The organism is Bacillus mexicanus (genome assembly GCF_050445615.1).
Classification (GTDB): domain Bacteria; phylum Bacillota; class Bacilli; order Bacillales; family Bacillaceae; genus Bacillus; species Bacillus mexicanus.
The window spans coordinates 128,245-147,261 of record NZ_JBCEYV010000001.1 but is presented as its reverse complement, the minus strand read 5'-3'; the positions used below and the strand labels follow the sequence as shown (position 1 = coordinate 147,261).

Below are 19,017 nucleotides of genomic sequence, written 5' to 3'. Positions count from 1 at the left end.
TCCGTGTTTCGAAAAAGGCATCCTCTATTACAGAGTTATTGATATATGCACCGACAGCTTGGACAATGAAGCTTTAAGCTATTTTTTATGCTGGCACTTCGCACAAAAATGCGTGCCCCTGCCTCCGACGACGATTTTTGAAATCATCGTTCCGCAATTTTTGCACGGCTCGTCTTTTTTTCCGTATACAAAATGCTGCAGCTGGAACATGCCGATTTCCCCTTGGGAGTTGATATACGAGCGGACTGTGCTGCCGCCCGCGTCAATCGCTTCCTGAAGGGTATTTTTGATTTCAGCGTGAAGTGTTTTGATTGTTTTGTCTGATAATTGATTTGCTTTCGTCTCAGGATGGACACCTGCTCTGAAAAGAGCCTCGTCGACATAAATATTTCCGAGCCCGACAACTGTTTTTTGATCGAGCAGAGCGGTTTTGACAGCACGGTTTGTTTTGGCAAGCCGTTCTTTTAAATATGCACTCGTAAATTCTTCAGCGTCAGGCTCCGGCCCTAACTGAGAAAGCGGGAGCGCATCCGCCTCCTCTCCCGGTTTAAATAAGTGCATGGTTCCAAATTTCCGCACATCCCTGTAACGAAGCTGGGTTTCATCTGTCATTGTAAATATGACATGCACGTGTTTATCGTCTGGCTCCCCTGCTTGATGAAGCCCGTATTTCCCCTCCATTCGCAGGTGGGAAACCATCACATAATGATCTAAATGAAACAGCAGAAACTTTCCCCGTCTTCCGATAGACTGTATTGTTTCTCCTGCTATTTTTCGCGCAAATTCCTCCGGTTCGGCAGGCCGTTTAATAATATTCGGCCATCTGATCTCTACCGATTTGATTGTTTTTCCCTTTACAAGCCCGGTCAGAGTGCGCCGGACTGTTTCAACCTCTGGTAATTCCGGCACATCCATCACTTCCTATCTCTGTTTATTTCGCATCATACCAAGATGGGCCTGAGGCAAAGTCCACTTTTAACGGCACATCTAATGCCAGCGCATGCTCCATCACTTCAGGAACAAGCTTTTCTAGAATTTCAATTTCTTCCTTCGGCGCTTCAAAAATCAATTCATCGTGTACTTGAAGAAGCAGCCTTGCCCTCAGCTGTTTTTCTTTTAGTTTGGCAGCCATATCAATCATGGCTTTTTTAATAATATCGGCGGCGCTTCCTTGAATCGGCGTATTCATTGCCGTCCGCTCCGCAAAACTGCGGATATTAAAGTTTCGGCTCGTCAGCTCTGGAATGTAGCGGCGGCGGTGCATAAGCGTTGTCACATATCCTTTTTGCTTCGCTTCCTGAACGGAATCCTCCATGTACGCCTTTACGCCTTCAAAACTTTCTAAATAGCGATCAATGAATGCTCCGGCTTCCTTCCGGGTAATCCCGAGATTCTGTGACAGCCCGTAATCACTGATGCCGTATACGATACCAAAGTTGACTGCTTTCGCCTGACGTCTCATCGCAGATGTCACTTCATCCTTAGCGACATGGAACACATCCATTGCCGTTTTCGTATGAATATCCATATCATTCGTAAAAGCCTCAATGAGATTATGGTCCTTTGAAATATGGGCAAGCACCCGCAGTTCAATTTGTGAATAATCAGCCGCAAAAATGAGCCAGTCTTTTTCCGACGGAACAAAAGCTTGGCGGATTTTGCGCCCTTCCTCAAGCCTGATCGGTATGTTTTGCAGGTTCGGATCAGTCGAGCTGAGGCGGCCGGTTTGCGTTAAAGCTTGGTTAAAGCGTGTATGCACCTTATGCGTATCCGCCCTCGTCACTTTTAACAGCCCTTCAATATATGTCGATTGAAGCTTGCCGATTTGTCTGTACTGTAAAATATAGTCAACAATATCATGTTTGTCCGCCAGCTTTTCAAGCACATCAGCAGACGTTGAATAGCCTGTTTTTGTTTTTTTCACGACGGGCAGGCCGATCTTTTCAAACAAGATGACACCGAGCTGTTTCGGAGAATTGATATTAAACGGCTCTCCCGCAATCTCATGGATTTTTTCTTCATATTCCTTCAGCTTCGCGCTCAGTTCTTCACCCATCCGTTTTAAACGCTCAACATCGACCTTGACGCCAGTTGATTCCATTACGCCGAGAATCAGTGCAAGCGGCATTTCGAGCTCTTCAAATAGTTCAAGCTGATCATTGTTCTCCAGCTCCTGAACGAGCTTTTCCCGCAGACTTTGAATCGCCAACGCTTTTCGGACAAGATGCTCAGACAGTATGTCTTCTGACGGCACCGCCCGCTTTGCTCCTTTTCCGTAAACCGATTCGTCACTTGATACGAGATGCAGGCCGTAATCCTTGGCCACACTCGCCACATCATCATATGAATTGCCCGGGTTGATGATATAAGCTGCAAGAAGCGTATCAAATTCGGCTCCTTTCAGCTCAATGCCTTGCCAGCGCAAAGCGACAACAGCCCGTTTGCTGTCAAAGACCCATTTCTTCTGCTCGTCATTTTCCACCCATTCTTTAAATACCTCAGACGCCACAGCAATGTCTTTCGGAATAAAATAGGAGCCCGTTTCGTTTACGATCGAAAATCCGAGAATCGGCTCTTCATGATAATTATCGCCAATCTGTTCAACGACAAATGCGGATGGAGAAACCAATATTTCGCTCGTGACGTCTTTGACGGTTTCGACATCAATGTCTTCTAATTCCTGATCTTGCGCTGCTTCTTCACTGCCTTCCCCAAGACGTTCAAGAAGCGTATTGAATCCAAGGTCTTTAAAGATCCCAATCACCTGTTCACGATTAAAGCCTTGATATTCCAAGCCGGAAACAGACACTTCAATCGGGGCGTCCGTCATAATCGTCGCAAGTTCCTTGCTCATCAACGCCTGATCCTTAAATTCCTCAAGCTTTTCCTTCAGTTTCTTTCCGCTCACCTCATCAATGGACGCCAAGAGCTTTTCCACGGAATCGAACTGTTTTAAGAGCTTAATCGCTGTCTTCTCTCCTACGCCAGGCACCCCCGGAATATTATCAGAGGAATCGCCCATGAGGCCTTTCATGTCCACGATTTGTTCAGGCGTCAGCCCGTATTTCTCTTTGACGTGTTCCGGTGTGTAAAATTCGACATCGGTAATTCCTTTTCTCGTAATGGCAACTGTTGTTTTTTCTGTTGCCAGCTGAGTTAAATCCTTGTCTCCTGAAAAAACCTTTACTTCAAATCCGTCTTTTTCAGCCGATTTGGCCAGTGTGCCGATAATATCGTCGGCTTCGTATTGTTCCAATTCGTAGCGGCTGATCTGGTAGGCATCCAGCAGCTCGCGGATAAATGGCAATTGTTCGGAAAGCTCAGGCGGGGTTTTCTGTCTGCCGCCTTTATATTCTTTGAATGTGCTATGACGAAATGTTGTTTTTCCGGCATCAAAGGCAACCAGCATGTGCGTCGGTTTTTCATCCTCAAGCATCTTCATTAAAATCATCGCAAAACCGTATACGGCATTCGTATGAACACCTTTATCATTGCTTAACAGCGGCAATGCAAAAAACGCCCGGTAAGCCAGACTGTTTCCGTCTACAAGCACTAATTTTTTTCGTTCCGTCATTCAATATCCTCCTAAGAAGCAACAGGCTTCTATTCATCTCTTTCATAGTCTTTAGCTCCTCTTATTTTAACAAAGTTCAATTTGAAAGGAAAATACGTAAACTCTGAGGAGCAGACACAAAAAAGGACGGGAACACAAAATGGTTCCCGCCGTCAAAATTGGCTCCTTGGATGAAGGGGTTCTACTACATCCTACCAGCATAGGTTTAACAGTGCATGAAGATATTGTTAAACCTTTGTAAACATTAGGCGGACGTTTCTGCGAGCCGTTTCAATGTCACGGTAAAAACCGTTCCCCGTCCAGGTTCGCTTGTGACATCTATTTTCCCTCCATGCGCCTCTATTAAATGCTTTACGATCGCAAGCCCTAGTCCTGTGCCGCCCGAATTCCTGCTTCTGTCTTTATCCACGCGGTAAAACCGTTCAAAGATGCGCGGAATTTCCTCTGTCTGAATTCCGATCCCGGAATCAGCAACTTCAATCTGAATATCTTTTTCTCCCGGCTTTACATTAATGGCTACAGAGCCCCCCTCCGGCGTGTAGGTTAACGCATTGTTTACGAGATTAAGAAATACCTGTTTCAGTCTGTGCGGGTCACCTGACACATAGAGCGGGTCTTTCGGGACATTGAGCTGTAAGGAGATGCCTTTCTCATCCGCCTTATGCTTCAAAAGTGTTTCAATCTCACCAAGCATTTTGGCTGGTTCAAACGTGTCGACGCTGAGCGTGAAATTTTGCTGTTCGATTTTGGAGAGATCGAGAAGATCCTGAACCAAAGACTGAAGCCTTTCGCTTTCCTTTAAAATGATGGAAAGAAATTCAGAAAGCGCTTCTTTGTCCTCCATCGCCCCATCCAATAACGTCTCCGTAAACCCTTTAATGGACGTAATCGGCGTTTTCAGCTCATGAGAAACATTAGCCACAAAGTCCTTTCTTATCTGCTCTAATTTCTTCGTCTCCGTCATGTCATGGAAAACGAGCACAATTCCTTTCCATTCATCATCCGGCCCCATAATCGGAACGCCGTCCACTTCGAAATAGCGCCGTTCAATGTTAATCGGGAGCCTTAATAGCTTGCATTTCTTTGTCTCTGTCATAAAGATGTCTTCGACAAGCTGGATTACTTCTTCATGTTCAAATACATCATGATAAAGACACCTCAGCATCTCGTTCGGGTTGATATGAAACTGCTTGGCGTAAGCCCTGTTCACGAGATTGATAAAGCCTCTGCCATCAATCATAATCAGTCCGGAGCCAATATTTTCGATGACCGTCAGCAGGCGGTCCCGCTGCATTTCTTGCGTTCTCGTCATTTCCATCAGATCAACGGCCAAGCTGTTCATCGCACGGCCTAGCTTATCAGTGTGCCTGATATAGCCGCCGTACGTCCTGGCATCGTAGTTCCCCTTGGACAGTTCTGTCGCTACGTTTGTCGCTGCGTCAATTGACCTTTTATAACGCGAGGTCATACTGGAATAAAAATAAACAATGACAATAAGAGCGGTGAAAAGACTAGCCGTCAGCATTCCCCACAATTCGCCTTTTAAGCCGTAGCTTTTTTTAGAGACAGAAAGCAGCACATATCCTGTTTTTTCGCCTTCGCTTTTAAGCGGAAGTCCGTAATAAAGCTTGTTATCCGCTGTGGGAAGGACACCCTCATGACCGGAAACAAGCGCCTCTGCTTTTTGAGAATCTGCCGTGCTCCCCTTTGGCCCGTACAGCACCTTGCCATCTGTATCGATAACAAATGCGCTCACACCCAACGCGCCGCCTGCATCTTTAATGATTTTCTCATTTCTTTGATCATTCAGATTGCCGGCATTAAGCAGTGAAGCCATGTATTTGGCTTCTTTCTCAATGTATTCCTCCGCTTTCCTTTGATCAGCCGATTCAAAGAGCTGCTGCAAAAACAGTCCGAGGACGCTGAACACCAGAATCATACAGACAATAAGTAAAGAAAAAAAGCGCATACGGTGTTTATTCATTCATTTTTGGCTCCTCCAATTTATACCCCAATCCTCTAATCGTTTTTATATAGATTGGTTTTTTCGTATTGTTTTCAATTTTGTCACGGAGGTGGCTGATGTGCACATCAACAATTCTTGTATCCCCGGCAAAATCATAATTCCAGACAGCGTTCAATAAAAGATCTCTCGTCAGCACTCTGCCTTTATGCCTGCCCAAATACAGCAACAGTTCGAATTCTTTCGGGGTCAGCTCAAGCTGATCTTCTTTAAAATACGCTTCATAATGGTCAGGCAGAATTTTCAGATCACCAATGACAATCTGACCTTCAATTTCATCGCTTTTCAATTCACTAGAGGGCGCAGCCATTTCCGAACGTCTTAAAATCGCTTTGACTCTTGCATTTACTTCCCTTGGACTGAATGGCTTGGTCATATAATCATCAGCACCGAGCTCAAGTCCTAATACTTTGTCGAACTCTTCATCCTTCGCTGTCAGCATTAAAATCGGAAACATGAGTTTTTGCTGTCTCAGCTGCTTGCACACTTCAATTCCGTCCAGTTTGGGAAGCATCACGTCAAGCACAATTAAATCAGGCTTTTCTGTTTCCGCTTTTTTGAGTGCTTCTTCCCCATCCGAGGCGGTGATGACATGATAGCCTGACCGTTCCAAGTTGTACTGCAAAAGAGTAACAATAGATTCTTCATCATCCACAACTAAAATTTTCTTATTCATGCTGTGCCTCCAGTATTATAATTCCCCGACATCCTATTTCTCTATTTTATGTCATCTTAACATGTTTCATGATCTTATTTTAACGAAAGCAGGACATTCCGACAATTCGCCTTTTACATCATTTTTCAAAAGAAATAATGGTATTTACGAAAGCGATTTCATTTATAACAAAAAGAGAAAGGCTCTATTAAAAGCAAGCCTTTCTCTCATTTTATTAAGATAATACTTTCATGACATTTTTGACAGATTCAACTGATTTATTCAGCTGTGCTCTTTCATAGTCTGTCAGTTCAAGTTCAATGATTTGCTCAAGACCGTTGCCGCCTACAATTGTAGGAACACCAAGGTAGATGCCTTCATAGCCATATTCCCCTTCGAGATAAGCAATGGTAGGAAGGACGCGGCGCTGATCTTTCAAGATGGCTTCGACCATTTCGGTCAGAGAAGCCGCAGGCGCATAATACGCGCTTCCGTTTCCGAGAAGATTCACGATTTCGCCGCCGCCTTTTCTTGTACGCTCTACAATGGCGTCAATCCGTTCTTTCGGAATGAGCGTTTCAAGCGGGATACCGCCGGCATAAGAATAACGCACAAGCGGCACCATATCGTCCCCGTGGCCGCCAAGAACGAAACCAGTCACATCTTTTACTGACAGGTTTAATTCCTCTGCCACAAATGTTCTGAATCTTGCTGTATCAAGCACACCAGATTGGCCGATTACGCGCTCTTTAGGGAAGCCCGATTCTTTGTACACCGCGTATGTCATTGCATCAACAGGATTTGTCAGCACTACAATAATAGCGTCAGGAGAATATTTCACGATTTCTCGTGTAACACTTCTCATAATTTTTTCGTTTGTAGAGACTAGATCATCTCTGCTCATACCAGGTTTTCTTGCGATACCAGCTGTAATAACAACAATGGCAGAACCCGCCGTATCCTCATAATTAGAAGTACCCGTAATTTTCGCGTCAAAGCCTTGAACCGGGCTTGCTTCAAACATATCAAGCGCTTTTCCTTTTGTCGGGTTTTCCAATTGCGGGATGTCAACAAGAACAACATCTGCCAGCTCTTTTTGAGCGATTAAAAATGCAGTTGTCGCTCCGGTAAAACCTGCTCCGATAACAGAAACTTTTTTACGAGTATTTCCCATGTCTCTCTTCCCCTTTATAGCTAGTTTAGGCTGTTTCCTTGCTTAGTCCATGTTTTTAATCAGTTCTTCTCCGAACTCTGAACATTTCACTTCAGTCGCGCCATCCATTAATCTGGCAAAATCGTAAGTTACGACTTTAGAAGCAATTGTTTTTTCCATAGATTTGATTACCAAATCAGCCGCTTCGTTCCATCCTAAATGCTCAAGAAGCAGAACGCCTGAAAGAATAACAGAAGATGGGTTTACTTTATCAAGGCCTGCATATTTAGGAGCCGTTCCATGCGTCGCCTCGAAAATGGCATGTCCTGTTTCATAGTTAATATTCGCTCCAGGAGCAATGCCGATACCGCCGACTTGTGCAGCAAGCGCATCAGAAATATAATCGCCGTTCAGGTTCATTGTCGCAACGACATCAAACTCGTTCGGACGCGTTAAGATCTGTTGAAGGAAAATGTCAGCAATGCTGTCTTTGACAATGATTTTGCCTGCTGCCTCCGCTTCGCTTTGCGCTTTGTTAGCGGCGTCTTTTCCTTGTTCTTCAACAATACGGTCATATTGAGCCCATGTGAAAACTTTTTCACCGTATTCTTTTTCAGCCAGTTCATAACCCCAGTTTTTGAAGGCGCCTTCTGTGTACTTCATAATGTTTCCTTTATGAACAAGCGTTACAGATTTACGACCATGCTCGATTGCGTAATCAATGGCTGCTCTGACCAAACGGCTTGTTCCTTCTTCAGAAACAGGCTTAATGCCGATACCTGATGTTTCAGGGAAACGGATTTTGTTGACGTTTAGCTCATTTTGCAGGAAGCTAATGAGTTTTTTCACGTCTTCAGAGCCTTTTGCGTACTCGATGCCTGCGTAAATATCTTCTGTATTTTCCCGGAAGATGACCATATCAGTATCTTCAGGTCGTTTTACTGGTGAAGGCACTCCTGTAAAGTATCGTACAGGTCGTAAGCAAACGAATAGGTCAAGCTCTTGTCTGAGCGCTACGTTCAGAGAACGGATACCGCCGCCGACCGGTGTCGTTAACGGACCTTTAATCGCGATGAAATATTCGCGGATCACATCTAATGTTTCAGCAGGAAGCCACTCACCTGTTTTATTATAAGCCTTTTCTCCGGCATAAACTTCTTTCCATGTAATTTTCTTTTCGCCTTTGTATGCTTTTTCAACCGCTGCTTCCAAAACCTTCGAAGCCGAGTTCCAAATATCAGGACCGGTTCCGTCTCCTTCGATAAACGGGATAATCGGGTTGTTTGGTACGTTTAATACTCCGTTAGAAACTGTAATTTTTTCGCCTTGTGCCACAATAAAAACCTCCCAATATGTAATTCATATTTAGAAAACATTTTATTTTCCTCATATAGAAAACAAAATGACTTTTCTCAACATTCGATATAAAGTGTAAACCACGTTTGCCGTTCTGAACAAGAGGCTAACTTCATTAACGAAAGCCAGCCTCTAATGGTTCTTTAGGCTCTTTTTTCAATCGGAATAAATGCTTGTTTATCAGGACCTGTATAATCTGCACGCGGGCGGATCAGACGGTTGTTGTCATATTGCTCAAGAATATGAGCGAGCCAGCCGGACATTCTGCTTACAGCGAAAATCGGTGTGAACAAATCATGGTCAATACCGAGGCTGTGATAAACAGAAGCCGAATAGAAATCAACATTAGGAGGAAGCTTTTTCTCCGAGGTGACGATCTCTTCTATACGAATCGACATCTCGTACCATTTGCTTTCTCCTGTCAGGTTGGTCAAGCGCTTGCTCATTTCTTTCAGATGCTTCGCGCGCGGGTCGCCATGCTTATATACGCGGTGACCGAATCCCATGACTTTTTCTTTCTTTTCAAGTTTAGCGCGGATGTACGGCTCAGCGTTCTCCACTTCACCGATTTCTGTCAGCATTTTCATTACGCCTTCATTCGCACCGCCATGGAGAGGACCCTTCAGCGCGCCGATTGCAGCAGTAATGCCTGAATAGATATCAGAAAGTGTTGCGACACAAACCCTTGCTGTGAACGTTGACGCGTTCAGCTCATGGTCAGCATGTAAAATCAGCGCCTTGTTGAAGGCTTCAATCTCAATGGGCGAAGGCTCTTCACCGTTTAAGGTGTAGAGAAAATTCTCGGCAATGCCGTAGTCTTCTCTCGGTTCAACAGGTTCAAGGCCCTTGCGGATTCTGGAGAACGCTGCAACCAGGCCAGGCACCTTTGCCTGAAGACGGATCGCCTTTCTGTAATTGGCTTCCGGGTTCATGGTATCAGCCTCGCTGTCAAGCAGGCCTAATAATGAAATTGCTGTCCGAAGAGCAGCCATGGGATGAACATTTTCGAGGGAATAAGATTTGAAGTGCTCAATTATTTCTTGTGGAACGGCAGCTTCCTTTGCAAGCTGCTGCTTTAACTCTTCAAGCTCTTTTTTATTTGGCAGCCTTAAATGCCAAAGTAAATAGATGATTTCTTCAAAACTTGCGTTCTCTGTTAAATCATCGATATCATACCCCACATATGTAAGGGTATCATCAATAATAGAACTAACAGATGATGTTGTTGCTACAACCCCTTCTAGACCGCCTGTCGCTGTCATATATAACATCTCCTTTTCAATAAATTTCCCCTTTAAGAGTGTTGTAAAAACATGTGGCTTACTTAAAAAGCATGATGCAAGTATCTCTCTCCCCCAAAAAGAAAATGCTTACATTTTACAGCCTACTAGTACTGCAGCCTGTTGCTTATGAAAGAACATAACAAATTCTTATAAGCTTATTTAAGTTTAAGCCTATTCTCATTATAAACAATAATCAGACATTTGTTAAAGGTTTACCTATAAATTTTTTTTCATATCGTGATTTCTCCGTAAAAAACGCCTTTATTTGCGGGTTTTTGCATACAAAAAAAAGCGGCTTTTCGGGCCGCTTTTTTCATGAAGTGAACATTTTTACGAGCTGCATGGCAATATAAGCAATTCCCGCTCCGATCAGCGGCCCTACTGCAACACCGCCAAAAAGCGCGACTGCAAGAATGGTCCCGATCACAAGAGCAGTTGTAATATGCGGGTCATTTTCCAGCAGAGTCAGTCCGTTTTTGGCAATCAGCGCCACTGCGATACCCGCTCCCAAGGCGATCCAGGCATAGGAAGAACGCATTGCTTCTCCAAGCTGTTTAAATCCGATTTCTCCTGTAGCGATCGGCACAAGAACAGCGATGGTAATAATGGTCACACCCCAGTTGATGCCTTTTGACTGGATAGTTGGTAATAATTTTTGGTCAAGTCCAACGATTTTGATGATCAAAAGGACAGATACAGCAAAAAGCAATGATTGATTTTTCGCGATAAGTGCGATAGCCAAGAGTAAAATTAAAAATAAGTTCGCTTGTGTAAACATATGCTATCTCTCCTTTAAGATGTATGTATTCATATTCGGCCAGCGCGTGAATACATATATAAAATAGGACATGCTGCCGAGAGGAGGATCGATTTCGTGAATCAATCTTATGTCACTATTTTTTTCAGAACCCTCTTTGTCATATCAATTACCGGGGGATTGGTAGCTGTAGCCTATTATTCGTTTCCGTTAACATATCCGTTCCTAATCGCTCTTATTCTTTCATCAGCGATTCATCCTGTTGTTGACTATTTTGACAAAGTGACAGGATTCCCCCGAACGATAAACGTTCTGGGCGTGCTTGCTTTTTTTCTGCTCGCCGCCTTCGGCGTACTCACTATTCTGGTAGCCGAAATCGTAACCGGGACAGCCTATCTTGCAAAAACGCTGCCTCCGCATATCAGCACATTTATCTCATATTGCGCAAAATTGTTTACGGCTCATATCCAGCCGCTCTATAACGAACTGACCCTTTTATTTCAAGAATTGGAGACCAATCAGCAGGCTTCCATCGTTACACATATCCAAACACTCGGTGATTCTGCCGCTAAAAATGCCGGGCTGCTGCTGTCCCACATTCTAGAAATGCTCCCGAGTTTTTTCGCGCTTCTCCCCAACACAGCTGCTGTGCTCATTTTTTCTCTTTTAGCAACTTTTTTTATGACAAAGGATTGGCACAAGCTGAAAGCCATGCTCGTTTCCATTCTGCCGGATCGGGTTACAGTCAATGGCAAAGCCATCAGCAGCGAATTAAAAAAAGCAATGACCGGGTTTATCAAAGCGCAGGCCGTTCTTGTTTTTATTACGATGGTGATTGTATTTATCGGCCTTTCTCTCTTAAAAATTGAACATGCTGCAACAATTGCTTTTTTAATCGGGCTTGTTGACCTTCTCCCTTATTTGGGAGCGGGCTCCGTATTTGTGCCCTGGATTTTGTATTTATCGATTACAGGACAGCTGCCACAAGCGATTGGAATCGGTGTATTGTACCTCATCGTTCTGATTCAACGGCAGCTGACAGAACCTAAAATTTTAAGTAAATCTATCGGGATCGACCCGCTGGCAACGCTTATCGCCCTTTTTGCCGGTTTTAAATCATTCGGATTTTTAGGACTAATTGCAGGGCCGGCTGTTCTCGTTATAGTTCAAGCTTTCATCAAAACAGGCGCATTAAAGGAGATATGGTCCTATATCACCGTTCAGCCAAAATAAAACAGCAGCCCATTTTGCATGGCTGCCGTTTTTTATTTGATGATAATCCGCTTGTTCTTCGACATTCCTCTCAGCCATTTGAACAGAATCGGCTTACACCAGCTGCGGGTAAACGGGATAAGCAAACAGGCACCGGCCAAATCTGACAAAAAGCCCGGAAGCATCAGCAATAGACCGCCAATGAAAATGCACAGGCCATCAGCCATCGCTTCACCCGGCATTTTACCATATTGAAAATCACGCTGAACCTTGTAGTATACTTCGGTTCCTTGTTTTTTTGCAGCGGCTGCGCCGATAATGCCCGTCAGAATCATTAAAAGAACTGTCGGCAAAATGCCGATCAACTTCCCTGAAAAGAGGAATATGCCGATTTCTATTGCCGGAAATACAATAAAAAGCAAAAATAAAAATCTCATATCCAATCCCCCCACACGTGTAGCACGCCTCTGTTTCGTATAAGGCGAGATAAGAGAAAAGGAAGGGATTCCCCTTCCCGTTTCATCTGTGATTAAAGAACGCTCGCACGGCCTTGGTAGACTGCGCCTCTGGAAGCGTCAACTGTGATTTCTTGGCCTTCTGTTAAAATAGATGTCGCTTTTTCAAGGCCAACGATAACCGGAATGCCAAGGCTTAATCCAACTACCGCAGCATGACTTGTTAAGCCGCCTTCTTCAGTAATAAGGGCAGACGCCTTTTCAAGAGATGCCATCATGTCACGGTCAGTGCTTTTTGTAACAAGTACCGCACCGTCAGTCATTTTTTGCTCAGCTTCTTTTGCAGTTTGTGCAATGACAACCGAACCGAATGCTGATTTGCGTCCGATACCTTGTCCTTTAGCGATGATATCGCCGACAGTATAAACTTTCATTAAGTTCGTAGTGCCAGATTCACCGACAGAACCTGCTGTAATAACAATGAGATCGCCGTGTTTTACCAACCCGCTGTTCAATGAATTTTGGACAGCATCCTCAAGCATCTCATCTGTTGTGTTCGCATTTTGGCCGCTTTCTGCAAATACGCCTGATACAAGCGCTAGTTTTCTGGAAACAGAATCATTTACAGTAACTGCAACAATCGGCGCTTGCGGACGGTATTTCGCGATCATACGCGCTGTATGGCCGCTTTCAGTTGGTGTTACGATCGCAGCAGCATTGAGGTTAATCGCCGTATGCGCGACAGATTGTCCAATTGCGTCTGTAATCGTCATTCCTACTTGACCTCTGCGTTTAGAAAGAATTTCTTTATGATTTAAAGCTTCTTCAGAACGGGACGCGATGTTGTGCATGGTTTGAACCGCCTCAACCGGATAGTTTCCGGCAGCTGTTTCACCAGAAAGCATAATCGCATCTGAACCGTCGAAGATCGCGTTTGCTACGTCACTTGCTTCCGCACGAGTCGGACGCGGGTTGCGCTGCATGCTGTCAAGCATTTGTGTCGCTGTAATAACAGGTTTGCCAAGCGCGTTGCATTTTTTGATCAGTTCTTTTTGCACGAGCGGCACTTCTTCAGCCGGAATTTCCACGCCTAAGTCTCCGCGTGCAACCATTAAGCCGTCAGACACTTCAAGAATCGCATCGATGTTGTCAACGCCCTCTTGGTTTTCGATTTTAGGGATGATTTGAATATCCTGAGCTTTGTGCTCTTCAAGCAGCTCACGGATTTCAAGCACGTCCGTAGAACGGCGTACGAAAGACGCTGCGATAAAGTCTACTCCTTGCTCAATACCGAAAACGATGTCTCTCGCGTCTTTTTCAGTGATACCAGGAAGGTTGACACTTACGCCCGGTACGTTAACACCTTTTTTGTTTTTGAGTGTTCCGTTGTTTAATACTTTTGTTTTGATTTCGCGTTTAGCGGCATCAACAGCAAGTACTTCAAGACCGATAAGGCCGTCATCTAGGAGAATCGTTGAACCTTGTCCTACGTCATCGACTAAACCTTCATATGTCACTGAAATTTTATCTGTCGTACCTACGACCTCATCCATTGAAACGATAAGCTCCTTGCCTGTTTCAAGCTCAATGCCGCCGTTTTCCATCGTATGTGTGCGGATTTCAGGACCTTTTGTATCAAGCAGGATACCGACGTTTTTGCCGACCTTTTTGCTTGCTTCACGGATATTTTTAATTCTTGCACCATGTTCCTCAAAATCTCCGTGAGAAAAGTTCAAACGAGCCACGTTCATGCCTGACTCGATTAATTTCGTAAGCATTTCGATGCTTTCACTTGCCGGACCAATAGTACAAACAATTTTAGTTTTTCTCATTTGGTTCACTTCCTTCTGAAATCTTCAGCCTTCAGCTGTGCGTTAAATAGACAGTTCTTTTGAAAGCTTATACATGTTTTGCTCAACTGTGTGTTTTGTCTCTAATATTTCTATAATATCATGGTCTACAAGCTTATTGTTTTGTATACCCACACAGCGTCCGCCTTTTCCTTCAAGCAGCAGTTCAACTGCATATGCGCCAAGACGGCTTGCCAGCACGCGGTCAGCAGCGCTCGGAGAACCTCCGCGCTGGATATGGCCCAATACAGATACCCTAGTTTCAAGGTTTGTTTCTTCTTCAATGCGTTTCCCGAATTCAACGCCGCTTCCTACACCTTCGGCAACAATAATAATACTATGTTTCTTGCCGCGTTCGTGGCCGCGTTTTAAGCGGGCAATGATTTCGTGCATGTCATAGTCTGCCTCAGGGATTAAGATCGATTCTGCGCCCCCTGCAAGACCGGCCCACAATGCGATGTCGCCGGCATGGCGGCCCATTACTTCGATCACATATGTACGTTCATGAGAAGTCGCTGTATCGCGAATCTTATCAATTGCGTCAATTACTGTATTTAAAGCTGTATCAAAACCGATTGTAAAATCAGTGCCCGGAATGTCATTATCAATTGTACCCGGTACACCTACACATGGAAACCCGTGTTCCGTTAATTTTTTTGCACCCATATAGGAACCGTCTCCGCCGATGACAACAAGCCCTTCAATACCGAGCTTCTTCAAGTTTTCAATCCCTTTTTCCCGGCCTTCAACCGTTTTGAATTCAGGGCATCTTGCCGTATAAAGCTTTGTTCCTCCGCGATGTATAATATCGCCTACAGATCCAAGCTCAAGTTTTTCAATCTTACCGCTGATCAACCCTGCGTATCCGTTGTAAATGCCGTACACTTCAACATCATGATAAATCGCTTTTCTGACTACTGCGCGAACTGCTGCGTTCATTCCTGGGGAATCTCCGCCGCTCGTTAACACCCCTATACGTTTCATTTCATTCACCTCAGCAACATATATGATTAAACATAACACGATCATTGCCCTAAAAACAATGAAAAGGGATCTCCATCCTCCCTATGAAACCCTACCTATTATACAATTAATTAAATTGTTTTTAAATAAAATTTAAAGATTGTCACAAAAAATAAACGTGAGCCAAAGGCTTCACGTTTATTTAGTTTACCCCGATAAATTGATCTTCAACCGAGACTTTGCCAATTGCTCTATATTTTTCATAACGCTGCTGAATCAATTCTTCTTCGTTCAGCTTCAACAAAGTTTTTAACGATTGTTTGAGGGTTTCGTCCATATAGCTTGCCTGCAACTTGACATCGTGATGCGCTCCGCCTTTTACTTCTTTAACCATATGATCTATAATACCTAATTCTTTTAAGTCAGGCGCAGTGATTTTCATTGTTTCAGCTGCTTTTTTAGCAAGACTGGAGTCCTTCCATAAAAGTGCTGCAGCCCCTTCCGGAGAAATAACAGAATAAGTGGAGTTTTCCAACATGTGCATGTGATTGCCTACACCCAAACCAAGAGCTCCGCCGCTTCCGCCTTCACCGATGACAATGCAGACAACAGGCACTCGAAGGCCAGCCATCTCAAACAGATTTTTTGCAATGGCTTCACTTTGTCCTCTTTCTTCCGCTGCTCGTCCGGGGTATGCCCCCTTCGTATCAATAAAACAGATAATCGGTCTGTTAAATTTATCAGCTTGTTTCATGAGACGCAGTGCTTTTCGGTAGCCTTCAGGGTGCGGCATTCCAAAATTACGGACAAGGTTTTCCTTCGTGTCTTTGCCGCGCTGATGCCCGATTACCGTTACAGGAAGTCCGTGGAACTTTGCAATCCCGCCGACAATGGCTTCATCGTCCCCATACGCCCTGTCTCCGTGGCATTCAAAAAAGTCGGTAAACAGGTGTTCAATATAGTCAAGCGTTGTCGGACGTTCCGCCAGGCGCGCGATTTGAACCCGGTCCCAAGGCTTCAGATTTTTGTAAATATCATCTTGAAGCTTAGCGAGACGGTCTTCAAGCCGTTCGATTTCCGCACTTAGATCCATATCGGAATTTTGGGTGAATGTTTTTAGTTCGGCGATTTTCGTTTGCAGTTCAATCACTGGTTTTTCAAAGTCTAATCTTGCAGCCACTCAATGTCACCTCCTGTTTGATGCATATCCAGCAGATTTCCTAACGTTTTTTTCATGTCATTTCGATGAATAACCGCATCAAGCTGTCCATGCTTTAATAAAAATTCAGCCGTTTGGAAGTCCTCAGGCAGTTTTTCTCCTATTGTCTGTTCAATAATCCGTCTTCCGGCAAAACCGATCAGCGCGCCAGGCTCAGCGAAATTGTAATCGCCAAGGGATGCAAAGCTCGCTGATACGCCCCCTGTAGTCGGGTGTGTCATGACTGAAATGATGAGGCCTTGTTCTTCACTGAACAGTTTTAAAGCAGAGCTTGTCTTAGCCATCTGCATCAAACTTAATACGCCTTCCTGCATTCTCGCGCCGCCTGAAGCCGTAAAAATAATAAACGGAACTTTATCAGCTTTTGCTTTTTCAATCGCAAGTGTGATTTTTTCACCGACAACTGAACCCATGCTGCCCATTCTGAATGAAGAATCCATGACTGCAACAACAGCCGGGTATCCGCCGATGGTGCCTTTGCCTGTCACAACAGCCTCGTTTAAAGATGTTTTCTCACGGTCTTTTTCGATTTTTTCCATATACCCTGGGAAACCGAGCGGGTTTTCCGATAGCATTCCCTGATTGAATTCTTCAAAGGATTGTTCATCCATCAAGCTTTCAAAACGCTGTTTTGCATTCATCGGGAAATGATAATCGCAGTTCATGCATACCCGCATATTTTTATCCAACTCTTTAGTGAGCATGATTTTTTTGCACTTAGGACATTTTGTCATAATACCTTCCGGAACATCGTGTTTCGCTTGATCAGATGGCACGGAAGCATACTTTTTCTTTTTCGTGAATATATCCTTTAACAAATGATTACCTCCCTTTTGTGAAGGGTTCTCTTCACCGCATGTCATCAAATAGATAGACTTGCTAATAACTTTACCGAAACTATTGTACTTTTTTTGTCAAACGCTGTCATCCTCAATTCGACAACTTTTCATTCAATAACATGTTCGGAAAGGTTCGGATGAATTCAGATAAGACATTGAAACAACAGGTTTGGTAACGCATTCAAAAAAATTGTTAAACCCGCCTGAAATTTTTTTAAGACCAGCCTTTTAAAAAATTTCAGGCGCTAGTTTAACTTGAGAACAGCGCGTCGGTCTCCGCCAACACGCTGCCATTTTTGGAATGAATTACGATTATTCACCAATAATCGTAAGTTTTCTCGTTTTATCAGCAACTTCCTCAGGATCAACAGTGATTCTTGCAACACCTGTTTCCATTGCCGCTTTTGCCACAGCCTTCGCAACAGCAGGCGCAACACGTTTATCAAACGGTCCAGGGATGACGTAGTCTGCGCTGAGCTCATCCTCTGAGACAAGTGAAGCAATGGCTTCAACTGCCGCGATTTTCATTTCTTCGTTAATGTGAGTAGCGCGAACGTCAAGCGCACCGCGGAAAATACCAGGGAAGGCAAGCACATTGTTTACTTGGTTCGGGAAGTCAGAACGGCCCGTTCCAATAACGCTTGCACCAGCTTCACGCGCATCTTCCGGCATAATTTCCGGATTTGGATTTGCCATCGCAAAAATAATCGGGTCTTTTGCCATGCTTTGAACCATTTCTTTTGTTAACGCTCCTGCTGCAGATACGCCGATAAATACGTCAGCATCAACGATGACATCTTTCAGAGAACCGTCTTTGCGGTCTTGGTTTGTAAATGCCGCTACTTCGTTTTTGACATCGTTCATGCCTTCCGGACGCCCTTCATAAATTGCTCCTTTTGTATCGCACATCACGATGTCACGTACACCGAAATGGTGAAGAAGCTTGATAATCGCAATGCCAGCTGCACCGGCGCCATTTGCGACAACTTTAATAGATGACATGGATTTTCCAGACAGTTTCAGTGCATTTACAAGACCTGCTACCGTTACAATGGCAGTACCGTGCTGATCATCATGGAAAACCGGGATGTTTGTTTCTTTTTTGAGGCGTTCTTCAATGATAAAGCAGTTTGGTGCTGCGATATCTTCAAGGTTGACCCCGCCAAATGTCGGTTCAAGCAATTTAACAGTTTCAACGATTTTATCAACATCGTTTGTATTTAAAGCAATCGGGAACGCGTCTACGCCAGCAAAGCTTTTGAATAGAACAGCTTTTCCTTCCATGACTGGAAGCGCTGCTTCAGGACCGATATTTCCCAGACCGAGCACAGCTGTACCGTCAGTAACAACTGCTACCATGTTCCCCTTCATTGTATAATCATATACTTTGTTAATGTCTTCATGAATATCCTTACAAGGTTCTGCAACCCCCGGGGAATACGCAAGACTTAAATCTTCAGCGTTTCTGACTTCTACTTTCGCTTTAGATTCTAGTTTCCCTTGATTTACTTTATGCAGGTGCAATGCTTCTTCTCTTAATGACATTTTCTTAAACACTCCTTAAATGGGTATTGTTTGATTCGTATTTTGCTGCGTTCATTGCTGCATTCTGCGGAGTTTATCTATCTGAATATTTAAACAGGTTCACATAATTGCTCCAATTGTACAACAATCAGTG

15 protein-coding genes are annotated in these 19,017 nt (G+C 44.1%); 1 reads left to right on the top strand and 14 read right to left on the bottom strand.

From position 1 onward, the window contains the following. Positions 1-78: 78 nt before the first annotated feature. From mutM to AAGG74_RS00805, 8 genes are all read right to left on the bottom strand, one after another. The gene (mutM, locus tag AAGG74_RS00840; RefSeq protein ID WP_429674260.1) at positions 79-909 is read right to left on the bottom strand and encodes a DNA-formamidopyrimidine glycosylase; all 831 of its coding nucleotides are present in this window, start codon (positions 907-909) and stop codon (positions 79-81) included. A 22-nt stretch (positions 910-931) separates the two neighbouring features. Continuing rightward, positions 932-3,574, bottom strand: coding sequence for a DNA polymerase I (gene polA, locus AAGG74_RS00835; RefSeq protein ID WP_429674259.1), 2,643 nt, complete (start codon positions 3,572-3,574; stop codon positions 932-934). A 244-nt stretch (positions 3,575-3,818) separates the two neighbouring features. Then, entirely contained in the window at positions 3,819-5,558 is a 1,740-nt protein-coding gene (gene pnpS, locus AAGG74_RS00830; RefSeq protein WP_429674258.1) for a two-component system histidine kinase PnpS, read from the bottom strand. Further along, positions 5,551-6,273: a two-component system response regulator PhoP gene (gene phoP, locus AAGG74_RS00825; RefSeq protein ID WP_429674257.1), complete on the bottom strand. Its 723-nt coding sequence runs from the start codon at positions 6,271-6,273 to the stop codon at positions 5,551-5,553. Before phoP ends, pnpS begins: the two co-directional genes overlap by 8 nt. A gap of 214 nt (positions 6,274-6,487) precedes the next feature. Next, on the bottom strand, positions 6,488-7,426 hold the full coding sequence (mdh, locus tag AAGG74_RS00820; protein ID WP_225493649.1) for a malate dehydrogenase: 939 nt from the start codon (positions 7,424-7,426) through the stop codon (positions 6,488-6,490). A gap of 42 nt (positions 7,427-7,468) precedes the next feature. Then, a complete protein-coding gene (gene icd / locus AAGG74_RS00815; protein ID WP_162101084.1) occupies positions 7,469-8,740 on the bottom strand; it encodes an NADP-dependent isocitrate dehydrogenase in 1,272 nt (423 codons plus the stop codon). Positions 8,741-8,904: 164 nt separating this feature from the next. Beyond that, positions 8,905-10,023 (bottom strand): citrate synthase, encoded by a 1,119-nt coding sequence (citZ, locus tag AAGG74_RS00810; RefSeq protein WP_429674256.1) that lies wholly within the window; start codon positions 10,021-10,023, stop codon positions 8,905-8,907. A gap of 334 nt (positions 10,024-10,357) precedes the next feature. Next, a complete protein-coding gene (locus AAGG74_RS00805; RefSeq protein ID WP_162101086.1) occupies positions 10,358-10,822 on the bottom strand; it encodes a DUF441 domain-containing protein in 465 nt (154 codons plus the stop codon). Between the two features lie 96 nt (positions 10,823-10,918). Here AAGG74_RS00805 and ytvI point away from each other — a divergent pair, with 96 nt between their 5' ends. Further along, on the top strand, positions 10,919-12,034 hold the full coding sequence (gene ytvI / locus AAGG74_RS00800; protein ID WP_429674255.1) for a sporulation integral membrane protein YtvI: 1,116 nt from the start codon (positions 10,919-10,921) through the stop codon (positions 12,032-12,034). A gap of 32 nt (positions 12,035-12,066) precedes the next feature. On the opposite strand, the gene AAGG74_RS00795 is transcribed toward ytvI, so the two are convergent. From AAGG74_RS00795 to ystJ, 6 genes are all read right to left on the bottom strand, one after another. Beyond that, the gene (locus tag AAGG74_RS00795; RefSeq protein WP_225493645.1) at positions 12,067-12,450 is read right to left on the bottom strand and encodes an FxsA family protein; all 384 of its coding nucleotides are present in this window, start codon (positions 12,448-12,450) and stop codon (positions 12,067-12,069) included. Positions 12,451-12,542: 92 nt separating this feature from the next. Continuing rightward, positions 12,543-14,300, bottom strand: coding sequence for a pyruvate kinase (gene pyk, locus AAGG74_RS00790; RefSeq protein WP_429674254.1), 1,758 nt, complete (start codon positions 14,298-14,300; stop codon positions 12,543-12,545). A 42-nt stretch (positions 14,301-14,342) separates the two neighbouring features. Then, on the bottom strand, positions 14,343-15,302 hold the full coding sequence (gene pfkA / locus AAGG74_RS00785; RefSeq protein WP_162101090.1) for a 6-phosphofructokinase: 960 nt from the start codon (positions 15,300-15,302) through the stop codon (positions 14,343-14,345). Positions 15,303-15,483: 181 nt separating this feature from the next. Then, on the bottom strand, positions 15,484-16,461 hold the full coding sequence (gene accA, locus AAGG74_RS00780) for an acetyl-CoA carboxylase carboxyl transferase subunit alpha (protein ID WP_162101091.1): 978 nt from the start codon (positions 16,459-16,461) through the stop codon (positions 15,484-15,486). Further along, positions 16,446-17,318 carry an acetyl-CoA carboxylase, carboxyltransferase subunit beta gene (gene accD, locus AAGG74_RS00775; RefSeq protein WP_429674252.1) on the bottom strand — a complete coding sequence of 291 codons (873 nt, stop codon included), beginning with the start codon at positions 17,316-17,318 and terminating at the stop codon, positions 16,446-16,448. The genes accA and accD overlap by 16 nt, the downstream gene beginning before the upstream one ends. 333 nt (positions 17,319-17,651) lie before the next feature. Then, positions 17,652-18,884: an NADP-dependent malic enzyme gene (ystJ, locus tag AAGG74_RS00770; protein ID WP_162101093.1), complete on the bottom strand. Its 1,233-nt coding sequence runs from the start codon at positions 18,882-18,884 to the stop codon at positions 17,652-17,654. Positions 18,885-19,017: the final 133 nt, after the last annotated feature.

What these genes read in the sequence shown, in the direction of transcription:
- AAGG74_RS00805 (WP_162101086.1), bottom strand. Translation starts at nt 10,822, where the DNA reads ATGTTTACACAAGCGAACTTATTTTTAATTTTACTCTTGGCTATCGCA.
- pyk (WP_429674254.1), bottom strand. Translation starts at nt 14,300, where the DNA reads ATGAGAAAAACTAAAATTGTTTGTACTATTGGTCCGGCAAGTGAAAGC.
- phoP (WP_429674257.1), bottom strand. Translation starts at nt 6,273, where the DNA reads ATGAATAAGAAAATTTTAGTTGTGGATGATGAAGAATCTATTGTTACT.
- citZ (WP_429674256.1), bottom strand. Translation starts at nt 10,023, where the DNA reads ATGACAGCGACAGGCGGTCTAGAAGGGGTTGTAGCAACAACATCATCT.
- mdh (WP_225493649.1), bottom strand. Translation starts at nt 7,426, where the DNA reads ATGGGAAATACTCGTAAAAAAGTTTCTGTTATCGGAGCAGGTTTTACC.
- ystJ (WP_162101093.1), bottom strand. Translation starts at nt 18,884, where the DNA reads ATGTCATTAAGAGAAGAAGCATTGCACCTGCATAAAGTAAATCAAGGG.
- polA (WP_429674259.1), bottom strand. Translation starts at nt 3,574, where the DNA reads ATGACGGAACGAAAAAAATTAGTGCTTGTAGACGGAAACAGTCTGGCT.
- pfkA (WP_162101090.1), bottom strand. Translation starts at nt 15,302, where the DNA reads ATGAAACGTATAGGGGTGTTAACGAGCGGCGGAGATTCCCCAGGAATG.
- pnpS (WP_429674258.1), bottom strand. Translation starts at nt 5,558, where the DNA reads ATGAATAAACACCGTATGCGCTTTTTTTCTTTACTTATTGTCTGTATG.
- AAGG74_RS00795 (WP_225493645.1), bottom strand. Translation starts at nt 12,450, where the DNA reads ATGAGATTTTTATTTTTGCTTTTTATTGTATTTCCGGCAATAGAAATC.